Raw genomic sequence first — 23139 nt, 5'->3', positions numbered from 1 at the left:
CGGCTCCAAGAATGAGCGCGACGGCCGAAGCCGTCAGCGTCGTTTGACGAGATACTGGAACGTGAAGCCGGGGAACGCGAACACGACAAAGAGACTGAACGTGATCGCGTAAAACTGCCAGCCCTGTTCGAAGCGGTTGCCGGCGCGCGACTCGAGCCAGAAGCCGAGCGCGCCGACGACGAAATACAGCACGATCAGCTCGCCGATCCGAACCCACGCGTTCTTCTTCGTCGCACCGATCGGCACGACGGCGAAGAGGCGTTGGTTCAGGAACGGCAGGTTGGCGCAAACGAGCGCCAACAGCACGATGAACCAGCCGGCTGCCGACATTACAGCGGCAGCGTGTGACGAATCGCCTGCAGGCAGGCCGTCAGCAGCGGGCTCGGGATCAGGCCGAGCACGACGACCGCGAGGCCGTTCAGCACGAGGATCGTGCGCTTGCAGAAATCGCCGGTGACCGGAGTCGTATCCTGCGGTGCATCGAAGTACATCAGCTTGACGATGCGCAGGTAGTAGAACGCGCCGAACAGCGACGTGATCACGGCCAGCACGGCCAGCCACGTGAGCCCCGCATTGACGGTCGCCTCGAGCACCGCGAGCTTCGCGTAGAAGCCGACGGTCGGCGGGATACCTGCCAGCGAGAACATCATGACCATCATCACGAACGCGAACACCGGGCTGCGCTTGTTGAGGCCCTTGAAGTCGTCGATCGTTTCCGCTTCGAAATCGCGGCGTGCGAGCAGCATCACCACGCCGAACGAGCCGAGCGTCGTGATCAGGTAGACGATCGCGTAGAACATCGCCGAGCTGTATGCGTTCGCCGGTGCGGCCGCGTCGCCCTTCACGATGCCGGCGAGCAGGCCGAGCAGCACGAAGCCCATGTTCGAGATCGCCGAATACGCGAGCATCCGCTTGATGTTGCGCTGGACGATACCGGTGATGTTACCGACGATCAGCGACAGCGCGGCGAGGATCACGAGCGCGGTCTGCCAGTTCTGTGCGAGCGGCAGCAGGCCCATCACCAGGAAACGCAGGCCCCACGCGAACGCGGCAACCTTCGGGCCGCCGCCGACGAACAGCGTCATCGCGGTCGGTGCGCCCTGGTAGACGTCCGGCACCCACATGTGGAACGGCACGGCGCCGAGCTTGAACGCGATACCGGCGACGATGAAGATCACGCCGAACATCAGCACGGCCGCGTCGGTGTTGCCGCCGACCGCCTTGTACACCTCGCCCAGCTCGAGCGAGCCGGTCGCGCCGTAGAGCATCGAGATGCCGTACAGCACGAAGCCCGACGCGAGCGCGCCCAGCACGTAGTACTTCATCGCGGCTTCGCTCGACTGCGCGGCATCGCGGCGCAGCGCGATGACCGCGTACAGCGACAGCGACATCAGTTCGAGGCCGAGGTACAACGTCAGGAAGTTGTTGCCCGACACCATCACCAGCTGACCGAGCAGCGAGAACATGCCCAGCAGGAACACGTCGCCGCGGAACATGTCGCGGTCTTCGAGGTACTTGCGCGAATAGACGAGCGAGACCGCGAAGCCGATCGACACGACGGCCTTCATCATGCTCGCGAACGAGTCGACGACGACCATCCGCGAGAAGAAGTAGTACGGCTGCGGGTCGAGCGCCTGCACCGCGAACCACACGCCGGCGACGACCGACGAAACCACCGCGATCAGATAGGTCAGGCGGCGGCCAGCGGCACCGGTAAAGGTGTCGTTCAGCCATGCGACGACGATGGCGACCATCACCAGCGCGTCAGGCAACAGGACATTCATAGGAGCGTTCATGATCTTGAGTTCCTCCGCTCGCGATTACTGGGCCAGCGGCAGCTTCGACTGCGCGACTTGGGAGAGGAGGTTTTCCACGGAAACGTGCATCACGTCGGTGAAAGGCTTCGGATACAGGCCCATCAGCATCGTGAACGCGGCGAGCACCGCCAGCATCACGAATTCGCGACGGCCGATGTCTTTCAGCTTGGCAACGTGATCGTTCGCGACCGCGCCGAAGTACACGCGCTTGTACATCCACAGCGTGTAGGCCGCGCCGAGGATCAGCGTGAATGCCGCGCCGAATGCGATCCAGAAGTTGTACTGGACGGCCGCGAGAATCACCATGAACTCGCCGACGAAACCCGAGGTGCCCGGCAGGCCGCAGTTGGCCATCGAGAACAGCATCGCGAATGCCGCGAACTTCGGCATCACGTTCACGACGCCGCCGTAATCGGCGATCTGACGCGAGTGCACGCGGTCGTACAGCACGCCGATGCACAGGAACATCGCGCCCGACACGAAGCCGTGCGAGATCATCTGGACGATCGCGCCTTCGACGCCAAGCTGGTTGAAGATGAAGAAGCCGAGCGTGACGAAGCCCATGTGCGCGATCGACGAATACGCGACCAGCTTCTTCATGTCGGCCTGCACCATCGCGACGAGACCGATGTAGATCACCGCGATCAGCGACAGCGTGATCACGACCGGTGCCAGGAAGTGGCTTGCGTCAGGCGTGATCGGCAGCGAGAAGCGCAGAAAACCGTATGCGCCGAGCTTCAGCATGATCGCCGCCAGCACGACCGAGCCGCCCGTCGGCGCTTCCACGTGCGCGTCCGGCAGCCAGGTGTGCACCGGCCACATCGGCACCTTCACCGCGAACGCGAGGAAGAAGGCGATGAACAGCAGGATCTGCGGCGTCATCGCGATCTTGGCGCCCTGCCACGTCGCGAGGTCGAACGAATGCGTCTGCGTGTACAGGTAGATCAGCGCGACCAGCATCAGCAGCGAGCCGGCCAGCGTGTACAGGAAGAACTTGAACGCCGCGTACACGCGGTTCGGGCCGCCCCACACGCCGATGATGATGTACATCGGGATCAGGGTCGCCTCGAAGAACACGTAGAACAGCAGGCCGTCAGCCGCCGAGAACACGCCGATCATGATCCCGGACAGGATCAGGAAGGCCGCGAGGTACTGCGCGACGTTCTCGGTGATCACTTCCCACGCGGCGATCACGACGATCACCGTGATCAGCGCGGTCAGCACGACGAACCACATCGAGATGCCGTCGACGCCGAGGTGGTACGAGATCTTGAAGCGTTCGATCCAGGTCGACTGCTCGACGAACTGCAGCGCAGCCGTGCTCGAGTCGAAGCCCGTGATCAGCGGGACCGTGACCGCGAGACCGAGCAGCGAGCCGATCAGCGCGACCCAGCGGGCCGTCCCCGGATTTTTGTCGTTACCTACCGCGAGTACCAGGAGGCCGAAAACGATCGGCAACCAGATCGCGGTACTGAGAATCGGAAAAGCGTGCATTGTTCTTGTCCCCTCGCCTTATTTGCCGCCGAGCGTTACAAACAGGGTCAGGAGCCCCAGCATGCCGATGATCATGGCGAACGCGTAGTGATAGATGTAACCGGATTGGAGGAAGCGGATCACGCCGGCGAACCAGCCGATGAACTTGGCGCTGCCGTTGACGAGGCCGTCGATCACGACGACGTCGCCTTCCTTCCACAGGCCGCGGCCGATCGCCACCGAACCACGGGCGAACACCACTTCGTTGATCTTGTCCATGTAGTACTTGTTGTCGAGCAGCGTGTAGATCGGGCCGAACGCGCGGCGGATCACGGCAGGCAGCTCAGGACGCTTCAGGTACAGGAACCACGCGACCACGACGCCGGCAATCGCGAGCCACAACGGCAGCGTCGTCAGCGAGTGCAGGCCCATTGCGGCCCAGCCGTGGAATTCCTTGCCCAGCTCTTCGAGGCCCGGGTGGTTTTCGCCGATGAAGATCACCTTGTCGAATGCCACGCCATGTTCGAAGAAGCTGCCGTACAGCATCGGGCCGATCGCGATCGCACCGATGATGACCGACGGAATCGCGAGCAGCACGAGCGGCAGCCACACGACCCACGGGGTCTCGTGCGGTTCGTGCGCGTGGTCGTCGTGACCGTGGCCGTGGCCGTGATCGTCGTGGCCGTGCGCGGCCGCCATGCCCATCGGCGATTCAGGATGCTTCGGGTTGCGGAAGCGCTCTTCGCCGTGGAACACGAGGAAGTACATGCGGAACGAGTACAGCGCCGTCACGAACACGCTTGCGACCACTGCGAAGTACGCGAAGCCCGAACCCGCGAGATGCGATTCCTTCACGGCCTCGATGATCGAATCCTTCGAGTAGAAGCCCGAGAAGAACGGCGTTCCGATCAGTGCGAGCGAGCCGATCAGCGACGTGATCCACGTGATCGGCATGTACTTGCGCAGGCCGCCCATGTTGCGGATGTCCTGGTCGTGGTGCATGCCGATGATCACCGAGCCCGCGCCAAGGAACAGCAGCGCCTTGAAGAACGCGTGCGTCATCAGGTGGAACAGCGCGACCGGGTACGCGGATACGCCGAGCGCGACGGTCATGTAGCCGAGCTGCGACAGCGTCGAATACGCGACCACGCGCTTGATGTCGTTCTGGATGATGCCGAGGAAACCCATGAACAGCGCCGTGATCGCGCCGATCACCGTGATGAACGACAGCGCGGTATCCGACAGTTCGAACAGCGGCGACATGCGCGACACCATGAAGATGCCGGCGGTCACCATCGTCGCCGCGTGAATCAGTGCGGAGATCGGGGTCGGGCCTTCCATCGAGTCGGGCAGCCACACGTGCAGCGGGAACTGTGCCGATTTACCCATCGCGCCGATGAACAGGCAGATACAGGCGACGGTCAGCAGGCCCCAGTCGGTGCCCGGGAAGTGCAGGCTGGCGAGCTCGGCACGCTTCGCGAACACTTCGCCGTAGTTCATCGAACCCGCGAACGCGAGCAGCAGGCCGATGCCGAGCAGGAAGCCGAAGTCGCCCACGCGGTTCACGAGGAACGCCTTCATGTTCGCGTAGATCGCGCTCTCACGCGTGAAGTAGAAGCCGATCAGCAGGTACGACACCAGACCCACCGCTTCCCAGCCGAAGAACAGCTGCAGGAAGTTGTTGCTCATCACGAGCATCAGCATCGAGAACGTGAACAGCGAGATGTACGAGAAGAAGCGCTGGTAGCCGTCCTCTTCCTGCATGTAGCCGATCGTGTAGACGTGCACCATCAGCGACACGAAGGTCACGACGACCATCATCATCGCCGTCATCGAATCGACGAGGAAGCCGACTTCGAGCTTCAGCGAGCCGACCCGCATCCATTCGTAGACGGTCGCGTTGAAGCTCGCGCCGCCCATCACGACGTCGGCGAAGACTTTCGCCGACAGGAGGAACGCGATCATCACGCCGAGGATCGTGATCCGGTGTGCGCCCTTGCGCCCGACTGCGTTCCCGAACAGCCCCGCAATCAGCGAGCCGGCCAGCGGAGCGAGCGGAATCGCCAGCAGCAGGTTTTCATTGAGTGTCGTTGACATAACAGCGTTGCCTGAAATTAACCTTTGAGCTGATCGAGATCCTCGACATTGATCGTGTCGAGCTTACGGAACAGGGTCACCAGAATCGCGAGACCGATCGCGGCTTCCGCTGCGGCGACGGTCAGCACGAAGAACACGAAGATCTGGCCGTGCACGTCGCCGAGGTAGTGCGAGAACGCGACGAAGTTGGTGTTCACCGCCAGCAGCATCAGCTCGATCGCCATCAGGATGATGATGATGTTGCGGCGGTTCAGGAAGATCCCGACGATCGCGATCGCAAAGAGGATCGCGCCGAGCACGAGGTAATGAGCAAGAGTCAGCATGGTTTTCCTTTCCTCCGCTTAGCCGTTGGTGCTCGTACCGGCTTCGCTCTGCGCCGTTTCCGGCTGCGGCTTGTCCGCTTCCATCTTCACGAGGCGCACGCGGTCGTCGCGGCGCACCTTGACCTGATCCGACACACGCTGGCGCTTGCTGTCCTTGCCCTTGCGCTCGGTCAGCCCGATCGCGGCAATGATCGCGACCAGCAGCACCAGGCCGGCGATTTCAAACGCGAAGATGTAGTCGGTGTAGATCACCTTGCCGATCAGACGCGTGTTCGACCAGTCGGCCATCGCGCCCGTCGCCATCGCGTGCACGGTGTGCGTGTCGCCGTAGCCGCGCCACAGGATCAGCGCGGTCTCGACCACGATGATCGCGCCGACGACGGTCGCCATCGGCACGAAGCGCTTGAAGTCGCGGCGCAGGTAATCGATGTTGATGTCCAGCATCATCACGACGAACAGGAACAGCACCATCACGGCGCCCACGTACACCAGCACCAGCAGGATCGCGAGGAACTCCGCTTCCAGCAGCATCCAGATCGCGGCGGCGTTGAAGAACGCCAGCACAAGGAAAAGCGCAGACGCCACCGGGTTGCGCGAAGTGATCACCTTCAGCCCTGATACCACCAGGAGCAGCGCGAAGATGTAGAACAGTACGGTCGTGAATTCCATGATTACCGGTTCATCGTTAGGCCATAGTCAGGCGCGGCTTGCGGGACGCTCTCGCGTGCCGCACCCGTCGCGGCGGCTCGGCCCGTTCATGCCGGGCCGGCACTGCAAACACAATCAACGATACGGCGCGTCGGCGGCCTTCGCCGCAGCGATGTCCTTCTCGTAGCGATCGCCCACCGCGAGCAGCATTTCCTTCGTGAAATACAGGTCGCCGCGCTTTTCGCCGTGATATTCGAGAATCTGCGTCTCGACGATCGAATCGACCGGGCAGCTTTCTTCGCAGAAACCGCAGAAGATGCACTTCGTCAGGTCGATGTCGTAGCGCGTCGTGCGGCGCGTGTTGTCCGCACGCGTTTCCGATTCGATCGTGATCGCCATCGCGGGGCACACGGCCTCGCAGAGCTTGCACGCGATGCAGCGCTCTTCACCGTTTTCGTAGCGGCGCAGCGCATGCAGCCCGCGGAACCGCGGCGAAATCGGGGTCTTCTCTTCCGGGAACTGCACGGTGAACTTGCGCCGGAACGTGTAACGACCGGTCAGCGCGAGCCCCTTCAGCAGCTCCGTCAGGAAGAAGGTCTTAAAGAAGTGTTGGATTGCCGTCATGATTTCGTCCGATCTTTACTTCACCCAGATGTTGAGCGGCGACATCATCCAGAAGCCGACCACGACCACCCAGATCACCGTGACGGGCAGGAACACCTTCCAGCCCAGACGCATGATCTGGTCGTAACGGTAGCGCGGGAACGTCGCGCGCACCCAGATGAACACCGACAGCAGCGCGAATACCTTCAGCACCAGCCAGAAGATGCCCGGAATGAACGACAGGAATTCGAACGGTGCGTCCCAGCCGCCGAGGAACAGCGTCGAGGCCAGTGCCGAGATCACGATCATGTTGATGTACTCGGCGAGGAAGAACAGCGCGAACGCCATGCCCGAGTAATCGATCATGTGACCCGCGACGATCTCCGACTCCCCTTCCACCACGTCGAACGGGTGACGGTTCGTTTCGGCGATGCCGGACACGAAGTAGACGACGAACGCCGGCAGCAGCGGCAGCCAGTTCCACGACAGGAAGTTCACGCCGTGGCCGGCGAAGAAGCCGTGCTGCTGCGAGCCGACGATTTCCGACAGGTTCAGGCTGCCGGCCGTCATCAGCACGAGCACCAGCGCGAAGCCCATCGAGATTTCGTACGAGACCATCTGCGCCGCGGCGCGCATCGCGCCGAGGAACGCGTACTTCGAGTTCGATGCCCAGCCGGCGAGAATCACCGCGTACACGCCGATCGACGAGATCGCCATCGCGTACAGCAGGCCCGCGTTCACGTTCGCGAGCACGGCTTCGGCCTGGAACGGGATCACCGCCCACACGGCGAACGCCGGCACGACGGTCATGACCGGTGCGATCAGGTACAGCCAGCGGCTGGCGGCGCTCGGCTGAATCACTTCCTTCAGCAGCAGCTTCAGCACGTCGGCGATCGGCTGCAACAGGCCGGCGGGGCCGACGCGGTTCGGGCCGAGACGCACGTGCATCCAGCCGATCAGCTTGCGTTCCCACAGAATCAGGTACGCGACGCACAGCAGGATGACGACGGAGACGACGAGGATGCGCACGATTGCCCACACCGTCGGCCACGCGACGCCGAGAACCTGGGCGCCGCCCGCGTTGATCGTATCGAACAAGCTCATTTACGCCTTCTCCACCACCAGTTCACCGGACAGGCTGCCGAGCGCTGCGCCGGCAGGCGTTGCCGCCGACACGCGAACGACCGTCTCCGCAAGATTCGCGTCGCGCACGGCCGGCAACTGCACCGCACGCTCGCCCTGGCGCACGCGCACCGCGTCGCCTTCCTTCAAGCCCAGCTTGTCGAACAGCGCGGCCGGCAGGGCTGCGGCGTTCGCTACCTTCGCGGCGGCCGTCAGGTGCAGCGCACCTGCGCGGCGCACGAGTGCGTCGGCATGATAGATCGGCACGTCGGCGAGGCGCTCGAAGCCGCCGTTCGCGGCAGTTGCCGCGACGCGGGCCGGTGCGGCCGACGCCTGATTCGACAGACGGTTCGCGACGCCTGCGTCGCCGAGCGCCGCGAGACGCACTTCTTCGGCCGTTTCGTATTCGAAGTTCGGCAGGCCGAGCAGGCTGCCGAGCACGCGCAGCACCTTCCACGCCGGACGCGTGTCGCCGAGCGGGCGTACGACGCCGTTGAAGCTCTGCACCGAGCCTTCCGCGTTCACGTACGTACCGGCCGTTTCCGTGAACGGCGCGATCGGCAGCAGCACGTCGGCGTAATCGAGGCCGTGCTTGAACGGCGACATCACGACGACCATCTCGGCCTGGTTCAGCGCGGCAAGCGCCTGCGCCGGATCGACCGTGTCGAATTCCGGTTCGACGTTCAGCAGCACGTAACCCTTGCGCGGCTGCGCGAACGCTTCGCGTGCGTTCAGGCCGCCTTCGCCCGGCAGTGCGCCGACGACGTGCGCGCCGACCGTGTTCGCCGCTTCCGTCAGGAAGCCGAACGTGGCGCCGGTGTTGTCGGCGATCCACTGTGCGACGGCGTGCAGCTTCGCGAATTGCGGATGACGCACGGCTGCGTTGCCGAGCAGCACCGCGCGGCGCTCGCCGTTCGCGAGCGACTGGGCGACCGCTTGCGCAGCCGGCGATGCGGCGACGCCCGCGAGCGCGTCCGGCAGCGCGATGCCGCGCAGTTGCGCGACGGCTGCGGCCACGCCGGCCAGTTCGTCGAGCCATGCCGACGGCGCGGCGACGATGCGCTTCGCGGTCGGGATCAGCGAGTCGTCGGCGGTCGCGTGCAGGAAGTGCAGCTTCGCGCCGTTCTTCGCGGCCTGGCGCAGGCGTGCGGCGAACAGCGGGTGGTCACGGCGCAGGAACGAACCGACGACGAACGCGGCATCCACGTTCGACAGGTCGGCGATCGGCATGCCGAGCCACGGTGCGCCCTGGACCGGCGCCGAGAAATCCTGCTGACGCAGACGGAAGTCGACGTTCGGCGTCTTCAGTTCGTTGGCGAGCTGCTTCACGAGGAACAGCTCTTCAGCGGTGCTGTGCGCGCTCGCGAGCATCGCCAGCGCAGTCGCGCCGTGATCCGCGGCGATGCCCTTCAGGCCCTTCGCGACGTATTCGAGCGCGGTCTGCCAGTCGGTTTCGATCCACTGGCCGCCCTGCTTCAGCATCGGCTTCGTCAGGCGCTCTTCGCTGTTCAGGCCTTCATACGAGAAACGATCCTTGTCCGAAATCCAGCATTCGTTGATCGCTTCGTTCTCGAACGGCAGCACGCGCATCACGCGGTTGTTCTTCACCTGCACGACGAGGTTCGCGCCGACGGAATCGTGCGGGCTCACCGACTTGCGGCGCGACAGTTCCCACGTACGGGCGCTGTAGCGGAACGGCTTGCTGGTCAGCGCGCCGACCGGGCACAGGTCGATCATGTTGCCCGACAGTTCGGAGTCGACCGTCTTGCCGACGAACGTCGTGATTTCCGAGTGCTCGCCGCGGCCCAGCATGCCGAGCTCCATCACGCCGGCGATTTCCTGGCCGAAGCGGACGCAGCGCGTGCAGTGGATGCAGCGCGACATTTCTTCCATCGAGATCAGCGGGCCCACGTTCTTGTGGAACACCACGCGCTTCTCTTCCGAGTAGCGCGACGACGACTTGCCGTAGCCGACCGCCAGATCCTGCAGCTGGCATTCGCCGCCCTGATCGCAGATCGGGCAGTCGAGCGGATGGTTGATGAGGAGGAATTCCATCACCGACTGCTGCGCCTTCACGGCCTTGTCGGACTGCGTGTGCACGATCATGCCGGCCGACACGGGCGTCGCGCAGGCAGGCACGGCCTTCGGCATCTTCTCGACTTCGACGAGACACATCCGGCAGTTGGCCGCGACCGACAGTTTCTTGTGATAGCAGAAGTGAGGAATGTACGTATCCGCCTTGTGCGCAGCCTGGATCACCATGCTGCCTTCGGGCACCTCGACCTTCTTGCCGTCTATTTCAAGTTCAACCATGATGGTGAATGGTCCTTAACCTATTTCCGCCCGTTCGCGCCTTCGCCCGACCGTGCGCTCAAATTCCGCAACCGGTGCTTCGCTTCAGGCTGCCGCCACGTGCGCGTGGCCGCCGACCATGCAGTGCTTGTGCTCGACGTGGTACGCGAATTCGTCCCAGTAATGCTTGAGCATCCCGCGAACCGGCATCGCCGCCGCATCGCCGAGCGCGCAGATCGTGCGGCCCATGATGTTCTCGGCAACCGAGTTCAGCAGGTCCAAATCTTCCTGGCGGCCTTCGCCGTGCTCGATACGATTCACGACGCGATACAGCCAGCCGGTGCCTTCACGGCACGGCGTGCACTGGCCGCACGATTCCTCGTAGTAGAAGTACGACAGGCGCAGCAGCGAACGCACCATGCAGCGCGTCTCGTCCATCACGATCACCGCGCCGGAGCCGAGCATCGAGCCCGCCTTCGCGATCGAGTCGTAATCGAGATCGGTCTGCATCATGATGTCGCCCGGGATCACCGGCGCCGACGAGCCGCCCGGAATCACGGCCTTGATCTTGCGGCCGCCGCGCATCCCGCCGGCGAGTTCCATCAGCGTCGCGAACGGCGTGCCGAGCGGCACTTCATAGTTGCCCGGACGCTCGACGTCGCCCGACACCGAGAAAATCTTCGTGCCGCCGTTGTTCGGCTTGCCGATCTCGAGGTAATTCTGCGGCCCGATGGACAGCAGGAACGGCACCGCGGCAAACGTCTCGGTGTTGTTGATCGTGGTCGGCTTGCCGTACACGCCGAAGCTCGCCGGGAACGGCGGCTTGAAGCGCGGCTGGCCCTTCTTGCCTTCGAGCGACTCGAGCAGCGCCGTTTCCTCGCCGCAGATGTACGCGCCGTAACCGTGGTGCGCGTGCAGCTGGAACGAGAATTCCGAGCCCATGATGTTGTCGCCGAGGAAACCCGCGGCGCGCGCCTCATCGAGCGCGGCCTCGAAGCGTCGATACACTTCGAAGATTTCGCCGTGAATGTAGTTGTAGCCGACGGTGATGCCCATCGCGTACGCGCCGATGGCCATGCCTTCGATCAGCGCATGCGGGTTCCAGCGCAGGATGTCGCGATCCTTGAACGTGCCCGGCTCGCCTTCGTCCGAGTTGCAGACGAGGTACTTCTGTCCCGGGAACTGGCGCGGCATGAAGCTCCACTTCAGGCCGGTCGGGAAGCCCGCACCGCCACGGCCACGCAGGCCCGACGCCTTCACGTCGGCAATCACCTGCTCCGGCGGAATCTTTTCTTCGAGAATGCGGCGCAGCTGCTTGTAGCCGCCGCGCGCAACGTAGTCTTCGAGATGCCAGTTCTCGCCGTTCAGACCAGCGAGGATCAGCGGTTTGATGTGACGGTCGTGGAGGGACGTCATTTCGAGAGCTCCTCAAGCAGCTGGTCGATCTTCTCGCGGCTCATGAAGCTGCACATTCTGTGATTGTTCACCAGCAGCACCGGCGCATCGCCGCACGAGCCCATGCATTCGCCTTCCTTCAGCGTGAACTTGCCGTCGGGCGTGGTCTCGCCGAAGCCGATGCCCAGCTTCTGTTTCAGGTAGTCGGCCGTCGCTTCCGCGCCGCCGTGCGGGCCAAGCTGGCACGGCAGGTTCGTGCAGAGCGTGATCTTGTGCTTGCCGACCGGTTTGAGCTCGTACATCGTGTAGAACGTCGCGACTTCCTGCACGGCGACGGCCGGCATGCCGAGATAGTCCGCGACGAACTGCATCAGTTCGGGCGACAGCCAGCCGTGCTCTTCCTGAGCGACGGCCAACGCCGACATCACGGCGGACTGTTTCTGATCGGCGGGATACTTCGTCAACGCTCGATCGATTTCCTTCAGGCCTTCAGCTGAGATCATTTTCAGACACGACTCTTTCAATTCCTACCGAACGAACAACCTGCCGCACTGCTGTGCATGGACGGCAGACCTGGCGCTCACTGTTGACAGCTTGCGAAGCCGCGCCGGCTCGGCGCATACCGCATGTGACTTCGCGTGTGACTGACCGCTCGCCGCCCGCTCGCGCAAGCGGCGCAACCATTAGCGATCGATTTCGCCGAACACGATGTCCTGCGTACCGATGATCGTGACGGCGTCGGCAATCATGTGACCGCGCGCCATTTCGTCGAGCGACGCGAGGTGCGCGAAGCCCGGTGCGCGGATCTTGAGGCGATACGGCTTGTTGGCACCGTCCGACACGAGGTAGATGCCGAACTCGCCCTTCGGATGCTCGACTGCCGCGTACGCCTCGCCTTCCGGCACGTGAAAACCTTCGGTGAAGAGCTTGAAGTGGTGAATCAAGTCTTCCATGTTGGTCTTCATGCCGACGCGCGACGGCGGCGCAACCTTGTGATTGTCGGTCATCACCGGGCCCGGATTCTTGCGGAGCCACTCAATACACTGTTTCGCGATACGGACCGACTGGCGCATTTCTTCCACGCGCACCAGATAGCGGTCGTAGCAATCGCCGTTCACGCCGACCGGCACGTCGAAATCCATGCGGTCGTACACTTCGTACGGCTGCTTCTTGCGCAGGTCCCAGGCGATGCCCGAGCCGCGCAGCATCGGGCCCGTCAGGCCCATCTGCAGCGCACGCTCCGGGCTGACGACGCCGATCCCGACCAGACGCTGCTTCCAGATCCGGTTGTCGGTCAGCAGCGTTTCGTATTCGTCGACGCACTTCGGGAAGCGCGTGAAGAAGTCGTCGATGAAGTCGAGCACCGAGCCGCTGCGCGCTTCGTTCATCTTCGCGAGCGCCTTCTCGTTGCGAATCTTCGACGCCTTGTATTGCGGCATTGCGTCAGGCAGGTCGCGATAGACGCCGCCCGGACGGTAGTACGCCGCGTGCATCCGGGCACCGGACACCGCTTCGTACACGTCCATCAGGTCTTCGCGCTCGCGGAATGCGTACAGGAACACGGCCATCGCGCCGACGTCGAGTGCGTGCGCGCCGATCCACATCAGGTGGTTCAGCACGCGGGTGATCTCGTCGAACAGCACGCGGATGTACTGCGCGCGCTCCGGCACGTCGATGCCGAGCAGGCGCTCGATCGCGAGCACGTAGCCATGCTCGTTGACCATCATCGACACGTAGTCGAGACGGTCCATGTACGGCACGGACTGGATGAAGGTCTTGCTTTCCGCGAGCTTTTCGGTCGCGCGGTGCAGCAGGCCGATGTGCGGATCGGCACGCTGGATGACTTCGCCGTCGAGCTCGAGCACCAGGCGCAGCACGCCGTGCGCTGCCGGGTGCTGCGGGCCGAAGTTGAGGGTGTAGTTCTTGATTTCTGCCATGACGCCCCCTTAATGTTTCAGACCGCCATAGCGATCCTCGCGGATCACGCGCGGCGTGATTTCGCGCGGCTCGATCGTCACCGGCTGGTAGACGACCCGCTTCTCTTCCGGGTCGTAACGCATTTCGACATAGCCCGACACCGGGAAGTCCTTGCGGAACGGATGGCCGATGAAGCCGTAGTCGGTGAGGATGCGGCGCAGGTCGGGGTGACCCTCGAACACGAGGCCGTACAGGTCGAACGCTTCGCGCTCGTACCAGTTTGCGGAGGTCCAGATGTCGACGAGCGACGCCACGATCGGCAGATCGTCGTCCGGCGCGAACACGCGCAGGCGCAGGCGCCAGTTGTTCGTGACCGACAGCAGCTGCGACACGGCCGCGAAACGCGGGCCGTCGTAGGCGCCGTCGCCGTACGTTTGATAGTCGATGCCGCACAGGTCGATCAGCTGCTCGAAACGGAGCTTCGGATCGTCGCGCAGCGTCTTTGCGACTTCGAGGTAATCGCTCGCCTTCACGACGAGCGTCAGTTCACCGATCGCTTCGGTGAGGCTCACCACGCGCGCGCCGAGCGCGGCTTCGAGGTTGGCCTTGAGGGTCTCGATTTTGCTTGCCATATTGAGGGGACGCTCGGGGCTTTATTGACGGGCGATGGTGTTGGTGCGGCGGATCTTCGCCTGAAGCTGGATCACGCCGTAGACCAGCGCCTCGGCCGTGGGCGGACAGCCCGGCACGTAGACGTCGACCGGCACGATCCGGTCGCAACCGCGGACCACCGAGTACGAGTAGTGGTAGTAGCCACCACCGTTCGCGCACGACCCCATCGAGATCACCCAGCGCGGCTCGGCCATCTGGTCGTACACGCGGCGCAGCGCGGGCGCCATCTTGTTGCACAGCGTGCCGGCGACGATCATCACGTCCGACTGACGCGGGCTCGGACGGAACACGACCCCGAACCGGTCCAGGTCGTAACGGGCCGCGCCCGCATGCATCATCTCGACGGCGCAACACGCGAGCCCGAACGTCATCGGCCACAGCGAGCCGGTACGCGTCCAGTTGATCAGCTTGTCAGCCGTCGTGGTGACAAACCCTTCCTTCAAGACCCCTTCGATACTCATTTGCTTTCCACTCCAGACGAGCGGCCCAGCGTGGCCGCCCATGCAAACCGGCGATTAACCCATCACTCCCAGTCGAGGCCGCCTTTCTTCCAGATATAGGCAAAGCCCAGCAGGAATTCGAGCAGAAAAATCATCATTGCGATGAAACCCGGCCAGCCGATGTCCCGGAGCGCGACGCCCCACGGAAACAGGAATGCGGTTTCGAGATCGAAGATGATGAACAGGATGGCGACGAGGTAGTACCGGACGTCGAATTTCATCCGGGCGTCTTCAAAGGCTTCGAAGCCGCACTCGTACGGTGCGTTCTTCTCGACGTCCGGCTTGTTGGGACCAAGGAGCTTGCCGATGCTGACCAGCGCTATACCTAAACCAGTGCCCACGAGGAGGAACAACAAGACGGGGTAATAGGCTGCGAGGTTCAAGGCAATCCTCTATCGGTTGGTTCTGAGCGTCCGGAGAATACCACTTCCGGCGGAAGGAATCATTTCGGAGTGCGTGCAATCACAAGACAATCGCAAGGCACACCCCACAAATGAAAAATGCCAGCCACTAGAAGCGGCTGGCATTGAGTAACTTTGGTGCCGACGGCGAGACTCGAACTCGCACAGCTTTCGCCACTACCCCCTCAAGATAGCGTGTCTACCAATTTCACCACGTCGGCACTGCATGCAACTCGGGTTGTACTGCTCGTTTCCCGCGAATCGCTTCAAGAATTAAATTCTAACCCGAGTTCCAGATTTGTTCAACGCACAACCGCAAAAAATTTAACTTTTTATTTCGGGACGTCCTGGCCCGGCGCGCTTGCGGCCGACCCCGCCACCGCGGCGGACGCCGCGACTGCCGGTGCCGATGCTGCAGGTGCCGATGCCGGCGCGGTCGCTGCCGTGCCGAGCACGCCGGCCGACGGCGTCGACTTGTACGAACCGAGATACGTCAGTGCGAGCGTCGCGACGAAAAAGATCGTCGCGAGAATGCCCGTCGTGCGCGAAAGAAAGTTCGCGGAGCCTGTCGCCCCGAACAGGCTCCCCGACGCGCCGCTGCCGAATGCAGCGCCCATGTCGGCACCCTTGCCGTGCTGGAGCAGCACCAGCCCGATCACACCCAGCGCAGACAGTACCTGCACGACAATAATCAGCGTCTTGAATAACAGCATCACACCCACCCGATTGGATCAGGCGACCGGACCGACCGGCCGCCATCATGGTTCAATTCGACCCCGGACCGCTCAACGCGCAGCCCGGCAGATCGCCAGGAAATCTTCCGCCTTCAGCGACGCGCCGCCGATCAGGCCGCCGTCGATGTCCGGCTGCGCGAACAGCTCTTCCGCGTTGTCCGGCTTCACGCTGCCGCCGTACAGCACCGATACGTCCGCCGCCCCCTTTGCCGCGAGACGCGCACGCAGGAATGCGTGTACGTCCTGCGCCTGCGCCGACGTCGCGCTCTTGCCCGTGCCGATCGCCCAGACCGGCTCGTACGCGACGACGATGCGCGCCGCCTCGTCGGCCGTCAGCACGGCCAGCACGGCGTCGAGCTGCGCACCGACCACCTGCTCGGTCGCACCCGCTTCGCGCTCGTCGAGCGTTTCACCGACGCACACGACGGGCGTGAGGCCTGCCGCGAGCGCGCGCTGCGTCTTCGCAGCGACGGTTTCGCTTCGCTCGCCGTGATACGCGCGGCGCTCCGAGTGACCGACGATCGCATACTGCGCGCCGAACTCCGCCACCATCGCGGCCGCCACTTCACCGGTGAACGCGCCCTGCTCGTGCGCGGACACGTCCTGCGCGCCGAACGCGACACGGCCGCCGGCGAGCTGCGCCTGAACCTGCGCGAGATACGGGAACGGCACGCACACGCCGATCGACGTCTCGGCCGCCACCGCGCCTGCGCCCTGCACCACTTCGTTCAGCAATGCCTGGTTGCCGGCCAGCCGGCCGTGCATCTTCCAGTTGCCGATCACTCGCTTCGTTCGTTGTTTCGACATCGTGTCTGTCTCGTCACTATCTTGTCATTAACGCACCGGAAACCGGCCGTCAGGTTGGATCTGGCGAAGCAAACCCGCGATTTTACTGCGCGCGGCTTGAACCGGTCAAACCGCACATGTCAAGTCCGGCCGCACGGCCGTTAGGTGGTCGTACCCCAATCGAGCACGATCTTGCCGATGTGCTCGCCGCTTTCCATCAGCGCATGCGCCTGCGCGGCCTCGCCGGCCGGCAGCACGCGGTAGATCACGGGCTTGATGCGGCCGTCCGCGAGCAGCGGCCAGACGCGCGCCTTCAGCTGTGCGGCGATGCGCGCCTTGAATTCGACCGGACGCGGACGCAGTGTCGAGCCCGTAACCGTCAGCCGGCGGCGCAGGATCTCGTTCAGGTTGACCTCGGCCTTCGCCCCGCCGAGCAGCGCGATCAGCACGAGGCGGCCGCCATCCGCGAGCGCGGACAGTTCGCGCGGCACGTACGAGCCTGCGACCATGTCGAGGATCACATCGACGCCACGATCGTGCGTCAGCGACTTGACGACCTCGACGAAGTCCTCGGTCTTGTAGTTGATTGCACGTTCGGCGCCGAGCGCCTCGCATGCCCGGCATTTGTCGGCATTCCCGGCCGTCGCGAACACGCGATAGCCGAGCGCGTGCGCGATCTGGATCGCCGTCACGCCGATCCCGCTCGAGCCGCCTTGCACGAGCAGCGTTTCCTGCTCGCCGCCCTCGCCCGCGCCGAGCAGCGCGCGGTCGAACACGTTGCTCCACACCGTGAAGAACGTTTCAGGCAGCGATGCGGCTTCGATGTCGGTCAGCCCATCGGGAACCGGCAGGCATTGCGGCAGCGGCGCGACCGCGTACTCGGCGTAGCCGCCGCCCGCGAGCAGCGCGCAGACGCGATCGCCCAGCTTCAGGCCGAACGGGTTCAGCGCCGCATCAGACAGGTCGCCGCCGACGATCTCGCCCGCGACCTCGAGGCCCGGCAGATCCGATGCCCCCGGCGGCGGCGCATACGCGCCCTTGCGCTGGAATACGTCGGGCCGGTTCACGCCGGAAGCCGCCACCTTGATCAGCACTTCGCCGCGCTTCGGTTCGGGGCGCGGACGCTCCGCGAGCTTCAGCACGTCGGGGGCGCCGAATTCGGTGATTTCGATGGCTTGCATGGTGGTCGCTCCAGGATCGGAATCGGGTGGCGCACCCGTGCGCGGCACGGGCGCCTCGCCGGCGCTGCTGCGCCGCACAACGATGCTACAGAAAAAACGGCCGGCACGCTTTCGCACTGCCGGCCGTTCTCACGCCTGTCCGCTTACTGCTGCGGCGGCGTATCCGAATGCGACGCCGCCGCTGCTTCGTTCAGCAGCGCCTTCGCCGACAGACGCACGCGACCCTTCTCGTCCGTCTGGATCACCTTGACCTTTACCTGCTGGCCTTCCTTCAGGTAGTCGTTGATGTCCTTCACGCGCTCGTTGACGATTTCCGAGATGTGCAGCAGGCCGTCCTTGCCCGGCAGCAGGTTCACGATCGCGCCGAAATCGAGCAGCTTGAGCACCGTGCCTTCGTACACCTGGCCGACTTCGATTTCAGCCGTGATTTGCTCGATGCGCTTCTTCGCTTCGGCCATGCCTTCGCTGTTCGTGCTCGCGATCGTCACGACGCCGTCATCGGAGATGTCGATGGTCGTGCCGGTTTCTTCGGTCAGCGCGCGGATCACCGAACCGCCCTTGCCGATCACGTCGCGGATCTTTTCCGGGTTGATCTTGATCGTGATCATGCGCGGCGCGAATTCCGACAGTTGCGTGTTCGCACCCGAGACCGCCGAGGTCATCTTGCCGAGGATGTGCATGCGGCCTTCCTTCGCCTGCGCGAGCGCGACCTGCATGATTTCCTTCGTGATGCCCTGGATCTTGATGTCCATCTGCAGCGCCGTCACGCCTTGCTCCGTGCCGGCCACCTTGAAGTCCATGTCGCCGAGGTGATCTTCGTCGCCGAGGATGTCGGTCAGCACCGCGAACTTGTTGCCCTCGAGGATCAGGCCCATCGCGATGCCCGCGACGTGCGCCTTCATCGGCACGCCGGCGTCCATCAGCGCGAGGCAGCCGCCGCACACCGATGCCATCGACGACGAACCGTTCGATTCGGTGATTTCCGACACGACGCGGATCGAGTAGCCGAATTCGTCGGCGCTCGGCAGGCACTTGACCAGCGCGCGCTTCGCGAGACGGCCGTGGCCGATTTCACGACGCTTCGGCGAGCCGACGCGGCCCGTTTCGCCGGTCGCGAACGGGGGCATGTTGTAGTGGAGCATGAAGCGCTCGCGGTATTCGCCTTCGAGCGCGTCGATGATCTGCTCGTCACCCTTCGTGCCGAGCGTCGCGACGACGAGCGCCTGCGTTTCGCCACGCGTGAACAGCGCCGAACCGTGGGTGCGCGGCAGCACGCCGGTGCGGATCTCGATCGGACGCACGGTGCGCGTGTCGCGACCGTCGATGCGCGGCTCGCCGTTCAGGATCTGCGAACGGACGATCTTCGCTTCGATGTCGAACAGGATATTGCCGACGGTCGCCTTGTCGGCCGCGACCGTGCCGGCCGCCAGCGCGTCTTCCTCGAGCTTCGCCGAGGTTGCCGCGTAGACTTCCTTCAGCTTCGTCGAACGCGCTTGCTTGTCGCGCAGCTGGTAAGCGGCGAGCAGGTCGCCGTGCGCCAGTTCCGTCACGCGCGCGATCAGCGCTTCATTCTTCGGTGCCGGCTGCCAGTCCCACTCGGGCTTGCCGCCTTCGCGCACGAGTTCGTGGATCGCGTCGATCGCCGTCTGCATCTGCTCGTGGCCGAACACGACCGCGCCCAGCATCACGTCTTCCGGCAGCTGGTCGGCTTCCGATTCGACCATCAGCACCGCACGCTCCGTACCGGCGACGACGAGGTCGAGGCTCGATGCCTTGATCTGGTCACGCGTCGGGTTCAGCACGTAGGCGTTGTCGATGTACGCGACGCGCGCGGCACCGACCGGACCGTTGAACGGCAGGCCCGACACGGCGAGCGCGGCCGATGCGCCGATCAGCGCGGGGATGTCCGCCGGGATTTCCGGGTTCACGGACAGCACGTGGATCACGACCTGGACTTCGTTGTAGAAGCCTTCCGGGAACAGCGGGCGCAGCGGACGGTCGATCAGGCGCGACGTCAGCGTCTCGTGTTCCGACGGACGGCCTTCGCGACGGAAGAAGCCGCCCGGGATCTTGCCGGCCGAGTAGGTCTTCTCGAGGTAGTCGACGGTCAGCGGGAAGAAGTCCTGACCCGGCTTCGCCGACTTCGCGCCGACGACGGTGGCCAGCACGACGGTGTCTTCCACGTCGACGATCACGGCACCGCTCGCCTGGCGGGCGACTTCACCGGTTTCGAGGCGCACCTTGTGCTGGCCCCACTGGAATTCCTTCACGACCTTGTTGAACATGGACATGGTTGCTCCTTTGAATTCATTCATTTCATTCGCCGTGCGGGCCATCCCGCGCGGCGGCGTCCCGACCGAATCACCCGGAGCAAGGTGTGTTTTTTATGCCATTCCAGCACGCCGCTCGACGAGCGGCGCGCTGGAATGACACAAATCCCGACCCCGGTATCAGCCGTTCCGGCAGCCCGGCACCCACGTGCCGGACGACCTGCGGTGCGCGTGACGCTACGCACCGCGCAAAAACAAAATGCCTGCATCAGCGGACTGACACAGGCATCTTGCTGGCGGCAATCGCCTCGATTACTTACGCAGACCCAGCTTCTCGATCAGCGCGCGGTAACGGTCGGCATCCTTGCCCTTGAGGTAGTCGAGCAGCTTGCGGCGGCGGCTCACCATGCGCAGCAGGCCGCGGCGGCTGTGGTGATCCTTCGCGTGGGTCTTGAAGTGACCCGTCAGTTCGACGATACGTGCGGTCAGCAGTGCGACCTGGACTTCGGGCGAACCCGTGTCGTTGGTACCGCGGGCGAACTGAGCAACGACTTCCGACTTCTTGATATCTGCAACAGACATGAGATTTCCTTTGTTTCCTACTGGCTAACTAACAGGCGGACACGGAAGAATGGCCGTGCCGTGACTTACAACCGGCGGGCATTGTAGCACAACTGCACGCCGTTCCATCGCCTCCTGTCACGGGCGCGTCATCGAGCAGGTCGACGGCATCTGCGTGCGCTGCGCGGGCACCGCGAGGACGGTCCGGAAACCGTATCCCGAGCCCTCGTTGTCGAAGCGCACGCCCGGCGTGCCGGCCTTGTCCATTTCCATCACATAAAGGGGCTGGATCAACTGGTGATCCTGCGCGCGCATCGACGACGCGTGGAAGCCGTCGTCGAGCGACAGCCCTTCGAGCGCGCGCGCCACTGCGACGGGGTCGGACGAGCCGGCGCGATTCATCGCCGCCGCGAGCATCTCGATCATCAGGCTCATCCGTCGCACCGGATAGTCGTCCGGGGCAGCGGGAAAACGGGTCCGGAACGCGCGGTAGAACGCGTCCGATTGCGCGCCGCCCGCGTTCGGATGCCAGTCCGCGACGGCGACCACCCGGCCGACGCCCGCATCGCCGAGCGCGGCCGGTGCGCCGAGGCTGTTGCCATAGAACGTATAGAACTTCGCGTTCAGCCCCTGCTCGCGCGCCGCCTTCACGAGCAGCGTGAGGTCGTTGCCCCAGTTGCCGGTCACGACGGCGTCCGCGCCGCTTGCGCGGATCTTCGCGATATAGGGCGAGAAATCCTTGATGCGGCCGATCGGGTGGAATTCGTCGCCGGCGATCGTCACGTCGGGGCGCCGCTCGGCCAGCGCCTGCCGCGCCAGCGCGCTGACGTCGTGGCCGAAGCTGTAGTCCTGGTTCAGCAGGTAGACCTTGCGCAGCGGGCGGTCGCGCGCCATCACGTCCGCCAGCGCGGCCATCCGCATCCCCGCGTGCGCGTCGAAGCGGAAATGCCAGAAGCTGCAGCGCGCACCGGTCAGCGCCGGATCGTCGGCCGAATAGTTGAGGAACAGCATCCGGCTGTCCGGATTGCGCGCGTTCAGCTTGTCGAGCGCCGCGACGAGCGCGGCCGCGACCGCCGAGCTGTTGCCCTGCGCGACGAAACCGATGTGCCGGTCCGCCGCCGCGCGCAGCTGCACCAACGCCTCCTCCGGGCTGCCCTTGCTGTCGAGCACGACGAGTTCGAGCGGGTGCGCGCCGTCACGCAGCTTCACGCCGCCCGCCGCGTTGACCCGCTCGACGCCGAAGCGCAGGTTGCGCTCGACGGCCGCGCCCGCGTTCGCGAACGGGCCCGACATCCCTTCGATCAGCGCGATCCGCACCGGCTCGCCTGCCGCGAACGCGGACGACGCCAGCATCCACCCGGCGCTCCATGCGAGCGCGTACCGTTTCCACAGCTGCATCGGCTCCCTGCCCTTCAACCCGTCCGAGAAGCGCGGATCATAGGACGCGGACGGCGCCGGCCGCAAGCCCGGCGCGCAACGATAGCCCGACGACACCCGGCCGGCGATCCGCACCGATTTTTTCGGCACGATGCGCCGGCGCGCGCCGTCCGTGATACAACTGAACGGTTAGAGCGTTCTGGAGGATCCCATGCGCATTCGCATTCCCGCGCGCCTGCCGGTGCTGGTCGCCTGTGCGGCGGCGCTGCTCGCCGGCTGTGCGCAACCGTGGCAGCAATACCAGGCCGGCCAGGACGAGTCGGCGATCGTCGCGCGCATGGGCCCGCCGCGCGAGATCTACGACCTGCCCGGCGGCGGCAAGCGCCTGATGTGGCCGACCCAGCCGATGGGCGAGATCACCATCGCGGCCGACGTCGACGCGGCCCACCGGATCGTCAACGTGCGCCAGGTGCTGCAGCCGAGCGAGTTCTATCGCGCGGATATCGGCAAGTGGACCAAGACCGACGTGCTCGTCAATTTCGGCCGCCCGGTCGAGACGTCCTACTTCCCGCTGATGAAGCGCGAGGTATGGACCTACCGCTATCTCGAAGACAACGTCTGGTACATGATGTACAGCTTCTACTTCGACCCGCAGGGCATCCTGCGCACCACGCAGAAAACACCGGACCCGCTGCACGATCCCGACCGCCGCAATCTGTTCTGATCGGATCGATTGCGCATTTACGCGAAATTTTCACAATGGCCATTCACGAATTGCTGCGTGAATGGCCATTTCATTTTTTCCGTCATATTCGATTAATTTCGAATTGAAGCAGCAATCCTTTCCGATCGAATATGCGCCCAAAGCATCGCGATGAGCCCCGCGCCACGCGGCCGCCAGGAGGAAACAGGCATGTACGATACATGTCATGCGTTGCATTGGTGCATTCGGTGCACCTCGCCAGATCGA

Annotated in this window: 22 protein-coding genes and 1 tRNA gene; 1 reads left to right on the top strand and 22 read right to left on the bottom strand. The window is 64.2% G+C overall.

Annotation, left to right across the window (positions count from 1 at the left end; genetic code table 11):
• Positions 1-33: 33 nt before the first annotated feature.
• The 22 genes from DIE04_RS24900 to DIE04_RS24790 form a co-directional block, all read right to left on the bottom strand.
• Entirely contained in the window at positions 34-330 is a 297-nt protein-coding gene (locus DIE04_RS24900) for a DUF2818 family protein (RefSeq protein WP_044844656.1), read from the bottom strand.
• Complete coding sequence (gene nuoN, locus DIE04_RS24895) at positions 330-1784, bottom strand: NADH-quinone oxidoreductase subunit NuoN (RefSeq protein ID WP_185500423.1); 1455 nt, start codon at positions 1782-1784, stop codon at positions 330-332. Before nuoN ends, DIE04_RS24900 begins: the two co-directional genes overlap by 1 nt.
• A 36-nt stretch (positions 1785-1820) precedes the next feature.
• Positions 1821-3311 (bottom strand): NADH-quinone oxidoreductase subunit M, encoded by a 1491-nt coding sequence (locus DIE04_RS24890; protein ID WP_044844658.1) that lies wholly within the window; start codon positions 3309-3311, stop codon positions 1821-1823.
• A gap of 18 nt (positions 3312-3329) precedes the next feature.
• Positions 3330-5387 (bottom strand): NADH-quinone oxidoreductase subunit L, encoded by a 2058-nt coding sequence (gene nuoL / locus DIE04_RS24885; RefSeq protein WP_124487230.1) that lies wholly within the window; start codon positions 5385-5387, stop codon positions 3330-3332.
• Between the two features lie 17 nt (positions 5388-5404).
• Positions 5405-5710 carry an NADH-quinone oxidoreductase subunit NuoK gene (nuoK, locus tag DIE04_RS24880; protein WP_004185739.1) on the bottom strand — a complete coding sequence of 102 codons (306 nt, stop codon included), beginning with the start codon at positions 5708-5710 and terminating at the stop codon, positions 5405-5407.
• A gap of 18 nt (positions 5711-5728) precedes the next feature.
• Positions 5729-6379, bottom strand: a complete 651-nt coding sequence (locus tag DIE04_RS24875; RefSeq protein ID WP_044844660.1) for an NADH-quinone oxidoreductase subunit J — start codon at positions 6377-6379, stop codon at positions 5729-5731.
• Between the two features lie 114 nt (positions 6380-6493).
• Complete coding sequence (nuoI, locus tag DIE04_RS24870) at positions 6494-6982, bottom strand: NADH-quinone oxidoreductase subunit NuoI (protein ID WP_011885529.1); 489 nt, start codon at positions 6980-6982, stop codon at positions 6494-6496.
• Between the two features lie 15 nt (positions 6983-6997).
• Positions 6998-8065, bottom strand: a complete 1068-nt coding sequence (gene nuoH / locus DIE04_RS24865) for an NADH-quinone oxidoreductase subunit NuoH (RefSeq protein ID WP_044844661.1) — start codon at positions 8063-8065, stop codon at positions 6998-7000.
• Positions 8066-10396, bottom strand: coding sequence for an NADH-quinone oxidoreductase subunit NuoG (gene nuoG, locus DIE04_RS24860; protein ID WP_124522492.1), 2331 nt, complete (start codon positions 10394-10396; stop codon positions 8066-8068). It lies immediately after the preceding gene.
• 84 nt (positions 10397-10480) lie between these two features.
• The gene (gene nuoF / locus DIE04_RS24855; protein ID WP_124523241.1) at positions 10481-11791 is read right to left on the bottom strand and encodes an NADH-quinone oxidoreductase subunit NuoF; all 1311 of its coding nucleotides are present in this window, start codon (positions 11789-11791) and stop codon (positions 10481-10483) included.
• Positions 11788-12273 carry an NADH-quinone oxidoreductase subunit NuoE gene (nuoE, locus tag DIE04_RS24850; protein ID WP_006478266.1) on the bottom strand — a complete coding sequence of 162 codons (486 nt, stop codon included), beginning with the start codon at positions 12271-12273 and terminating at the stop codon, positions 11788-11790. The genes nuoF and nuoE overlap by 4 nt, the downstream gene beginning before the upstream one ends.
• A 180-nt stretch (positions 12274-12453) precedes the next feature.
• On the bottom strand, positions 12454-13707 hold the full coding sequence (locus tag DIE04_RS24845) for an NADH-quinone oxidoreductase subunit D (protein ID WP_044844663.1): 1254 nt from the start codon (positions 13705-13707) through the stop codon (positions 12454-12456).
• 9 nt (positions 13708-13716) lie between these two features.
• Positions 13717-14319: an NADH-quinone oxidoreductase subunit C gene (locus DIE04_RS24840; RefSeq protein WP_044844664.1), complete on the bottom strand. Its 603-nt coding sequence runs from the start codon at positions 14317-14319 to the stop codon at positions 13717-13719.
• A 21-nt stretch (positions 14320-14340) separates the two neighbouring features.
• Positions 14341-14820, bottom strand: coding sequence for an NADH-quinone oxidoreductase subunit B family protein (locus DIE04_RS24835; protein WP_006398799.1), 480 nt, complete (start codon positions 14818-14820; stop codon positions 14341-14343).
• Positions 14821-14882: 62 nt separating this feature from the next.
• Positions 14883-15242, bottom strand: coding sequence for an NADH-quinone oxidoreductase subunit A (locus DIE04_RS24830; RefSeq protein WP_006398798.1), 360 nt, complete (start codon positions 15240-15242; stop codon positions 14883-14885).
• 154 nt (positions 15243-15396) lie between these two features.
• Positions 15397-15481, bottom strand: a tRNA-Leu gene (locus DIE04_RS24825).
• A gap of 111 nt (positions 15482-15592) precedes the next feature.
• The gene (gene secG, locus DIE04_RS24820) at positions 15593-15973 is read right to left on the bottom strand and encodes a preprotein translocase subunit SecG (protein ID WP_042977371.1); all 381 of its coding nucleotides are present in this window, start codon (positions 15971-15973) and stop codon (positions 15593-15595) included.
• A 72-nt stretch (positions 15974-16045) separates the two neighbouring features.
• Complete coding sequence (gene tpiA, locus DIE04_RS24815; protein WP_124522488.1) at positions 16046-16801, bottom strand: triose-phosphate isomerase; 756 nt, start codon at positions 16799-16801, stop codon at positions 16046-16048.
• 140 nt (positions 16802-16941) lie between these two features.
• A complete protein-coding gene (locus DIE04_RS24810; RefSeq protein WP_044844666.1) occupies positions 16942-17961 on the bottom strand; it encodes an NAD(P)H-quinone oxidoreductase in 1020 nt (339 codons plus the stop codon).
• Between the two features lie 143 nt (positions 17962-18104).
• Positions 18105-20252, bottom strand: coding sequence for a polyribonucleotide nucleotidyltransferase (gene pnp / locus DIE04_RS24805; RefSeq protein ID WP_044844667.1), 2148 nt, complete (start codon positions 20250-20252; stop codon positions 18105-18107).
• Between the two features lie 291 nt (positions 20253-20543).
• A complete protein-coding gene (gene rpsO, locus DIE04_RS24795) occupies positions 20544-20813 on the bottom strand; it encodes a 30S ribosomal protein S15 (protein ID WP_006398792.1) in 270 nt (89 codons plus the stop codon).
• Positions 20814-20930: 117 nt separating this feature from the next.
• Complete coding sequence (locus DIE04_RS24790) at positions 20931-22190, bottom strand: branched-chain amino acid ABC transporter substrate-binding protein (protein ID WP_124522506.1); 1260 nt, start codon at positions 22188-22190, stop codon at positions 20931-20933.
• Positions 22191-22380: 190 nt separating this feature from the next.
• Between DIE04_RS24790 and DIE04_RS24785 the strand changes: the two genes are divergently transcribed.
• The gene (locus DIE04_RS24785) at positions 22381-22893 is read left to right on the top strand and encodes a hypothetical protein (RefSeq protein ID WP_124487226.1); all 513 of its coding nucleotides are present in this window, start codon (positions 22381-22383) and stop codon (positions 22891-22893) included.
• Positions 22894-23139: the final 246 nt, after the last annotated feature.

This window comes from Burkholderia sp. Bp8994 (assembly GCF_003853805.1).
GTDB lineage: Bacteria > Pseudomonadota > Gammaproteobacteria > Burkholderiales > Burkholderiaceae > Burkholderia.
Note: the sequence above shows the minus strand (reverse complement) of the source record. Positions and strands in the feature narration are given on the sequence as shown.

Coding starts and splice junctions, on each gene's coding strand:
- DIE04_RS24900 (WP_044844656.1), bottom strand. CDS start 330: ATGTCGGCAGCCGGCTGGTTCATCGTGCTGTTGGCGCTCGTTTGCGCC.
- nuoN (WP_185500423.1), bottom strand. CDS start 1,784: ATGAATGTCCTGTTGCCTGACGCGCTGGTGATGGTCGCCATCGTCGTC.
- DIE04_RS24890 (WP_044844658.1), bottom strand. CDS start 3,311: ATGCACGCTTTTCCGATTCTCAGTACCGCGATCTGGTTGCCGATCGTT.
- nuoL (WP_124487230.1), bottom strand. CDS start 5,387: ATGTCAACGACACTCAATGAAAACCTGCTGCTGGCGATTCCGCTCGCT.
- nuoK (WP_004185739.1), bottom strand. CDS start 5,710: ATGCTGACTCTTGCTCATTACCTCGTGCTCGGCGCGATCCTCTTTGCG.
- DIE04_RS24875 (WP_044844660.1), bottom strand. CDS start 6,379: ATGGAATTCACGACCGTACTGTTCTACATCTTCGCGCTGCTCCTGGTG.
- nuoI (WP_011885529.1), bottom strand. CDS start 6,982: ATGACGGCAATCCAACACTTCTTTAAGACCTTCTTCCTGACGGAGCTG.
- nuoH (WP_044844661.1), bottom strand. CDS start 8,065: ATGAGCTTGTTCGATACGATCAACGCGGGCGGCGCCCAGGTTCTCGGC.
- nuoG (WP_124522492.1), bottom strand. CDS start 10,396: ATGGTTGAACTTGAAATAGACGGCAAGAAGGTCGAGGTGCCCGAAGGC.
- nuoF (WP_124523241.1), bottom strand. CDS start 11,791: ATGACGTCCCTCCACGACCGTCACATCAAACCGCTGATCCTCGCTGGT.
- nuoE (WP_006478266.1), bottom strand. CDS start 12,273: ATGATCTCAGCTGAAGGCCTGAAGGAAATCGATCGAGCGTTGACGAAG.
- DIE04_RS24845 (WP_044844663.1), bottom strand. CDS start 13,707: ATGGCAGAAATCAAGAACTACACCCTCAACTTCGGCCCGCAGCACCCG.
- DIE04_RS24840 (WP_044844664.1), bottom strand. CDS start 14,319: ATGGCAAGCAAAATCGAGACCCTCAAGGCCAACCTCGAAGCCGCGCTC.
- DIE04_RS24835 (WP_006398799.1), bottom strand. CDS start 14,820: ATGAGTATCGAAGGGGTCTTGAAGGAAGGGTTTGTCACCACGACGGCT.
- secG (WP_042977371.1), bottom strand. CDS start 15,973: ATGCTGTTATTCAAGACGCTGATTATTGTCGTGCAGGTACTGTCTGCG.
- tpiA (WP_124522488.1), bottom strand. CDS start 16,801: ATGTCGAAACAACGAACGAAGCGAGTGATCGGCAACTGGAAGATGCAC.
- DIE04_RS24810 (WP_044844666.1), bottom strand. CDS start 17,961: ATGCAAGCCATCGAAATCACCGAATTCGGCGCCCCCGACGTGCTGAAG.
- pnp (WP_044844667.1), bottom strand. CDS start 20,252: ATGTCCATGTTCAACAAGGTCGTGAAGGAATTCCAGTGGGGCCAGCAC.
- rpsO (WP_006398792.1), bottom strand. CDS start 20,813: ATGTCTGTTGCAGATATCAAGAAGTCGGAAGTCGTTGCTCAGTTCGCC.
- DIE04_RS24790 (WP_124522506.1), bottom strand. CDS start 22,190: ATGCAGCTGTGGAAACGGTACGCGCTCGCATGGAGCGCCGGGTGGATG.
- DIE04_RS24785 (WP_124487226.1), top strand. CDS start 22,381: ATGCGCATTCGCATTCCCGCGCGCCTGCCGGTGCTGGTCGCCTGTGCG.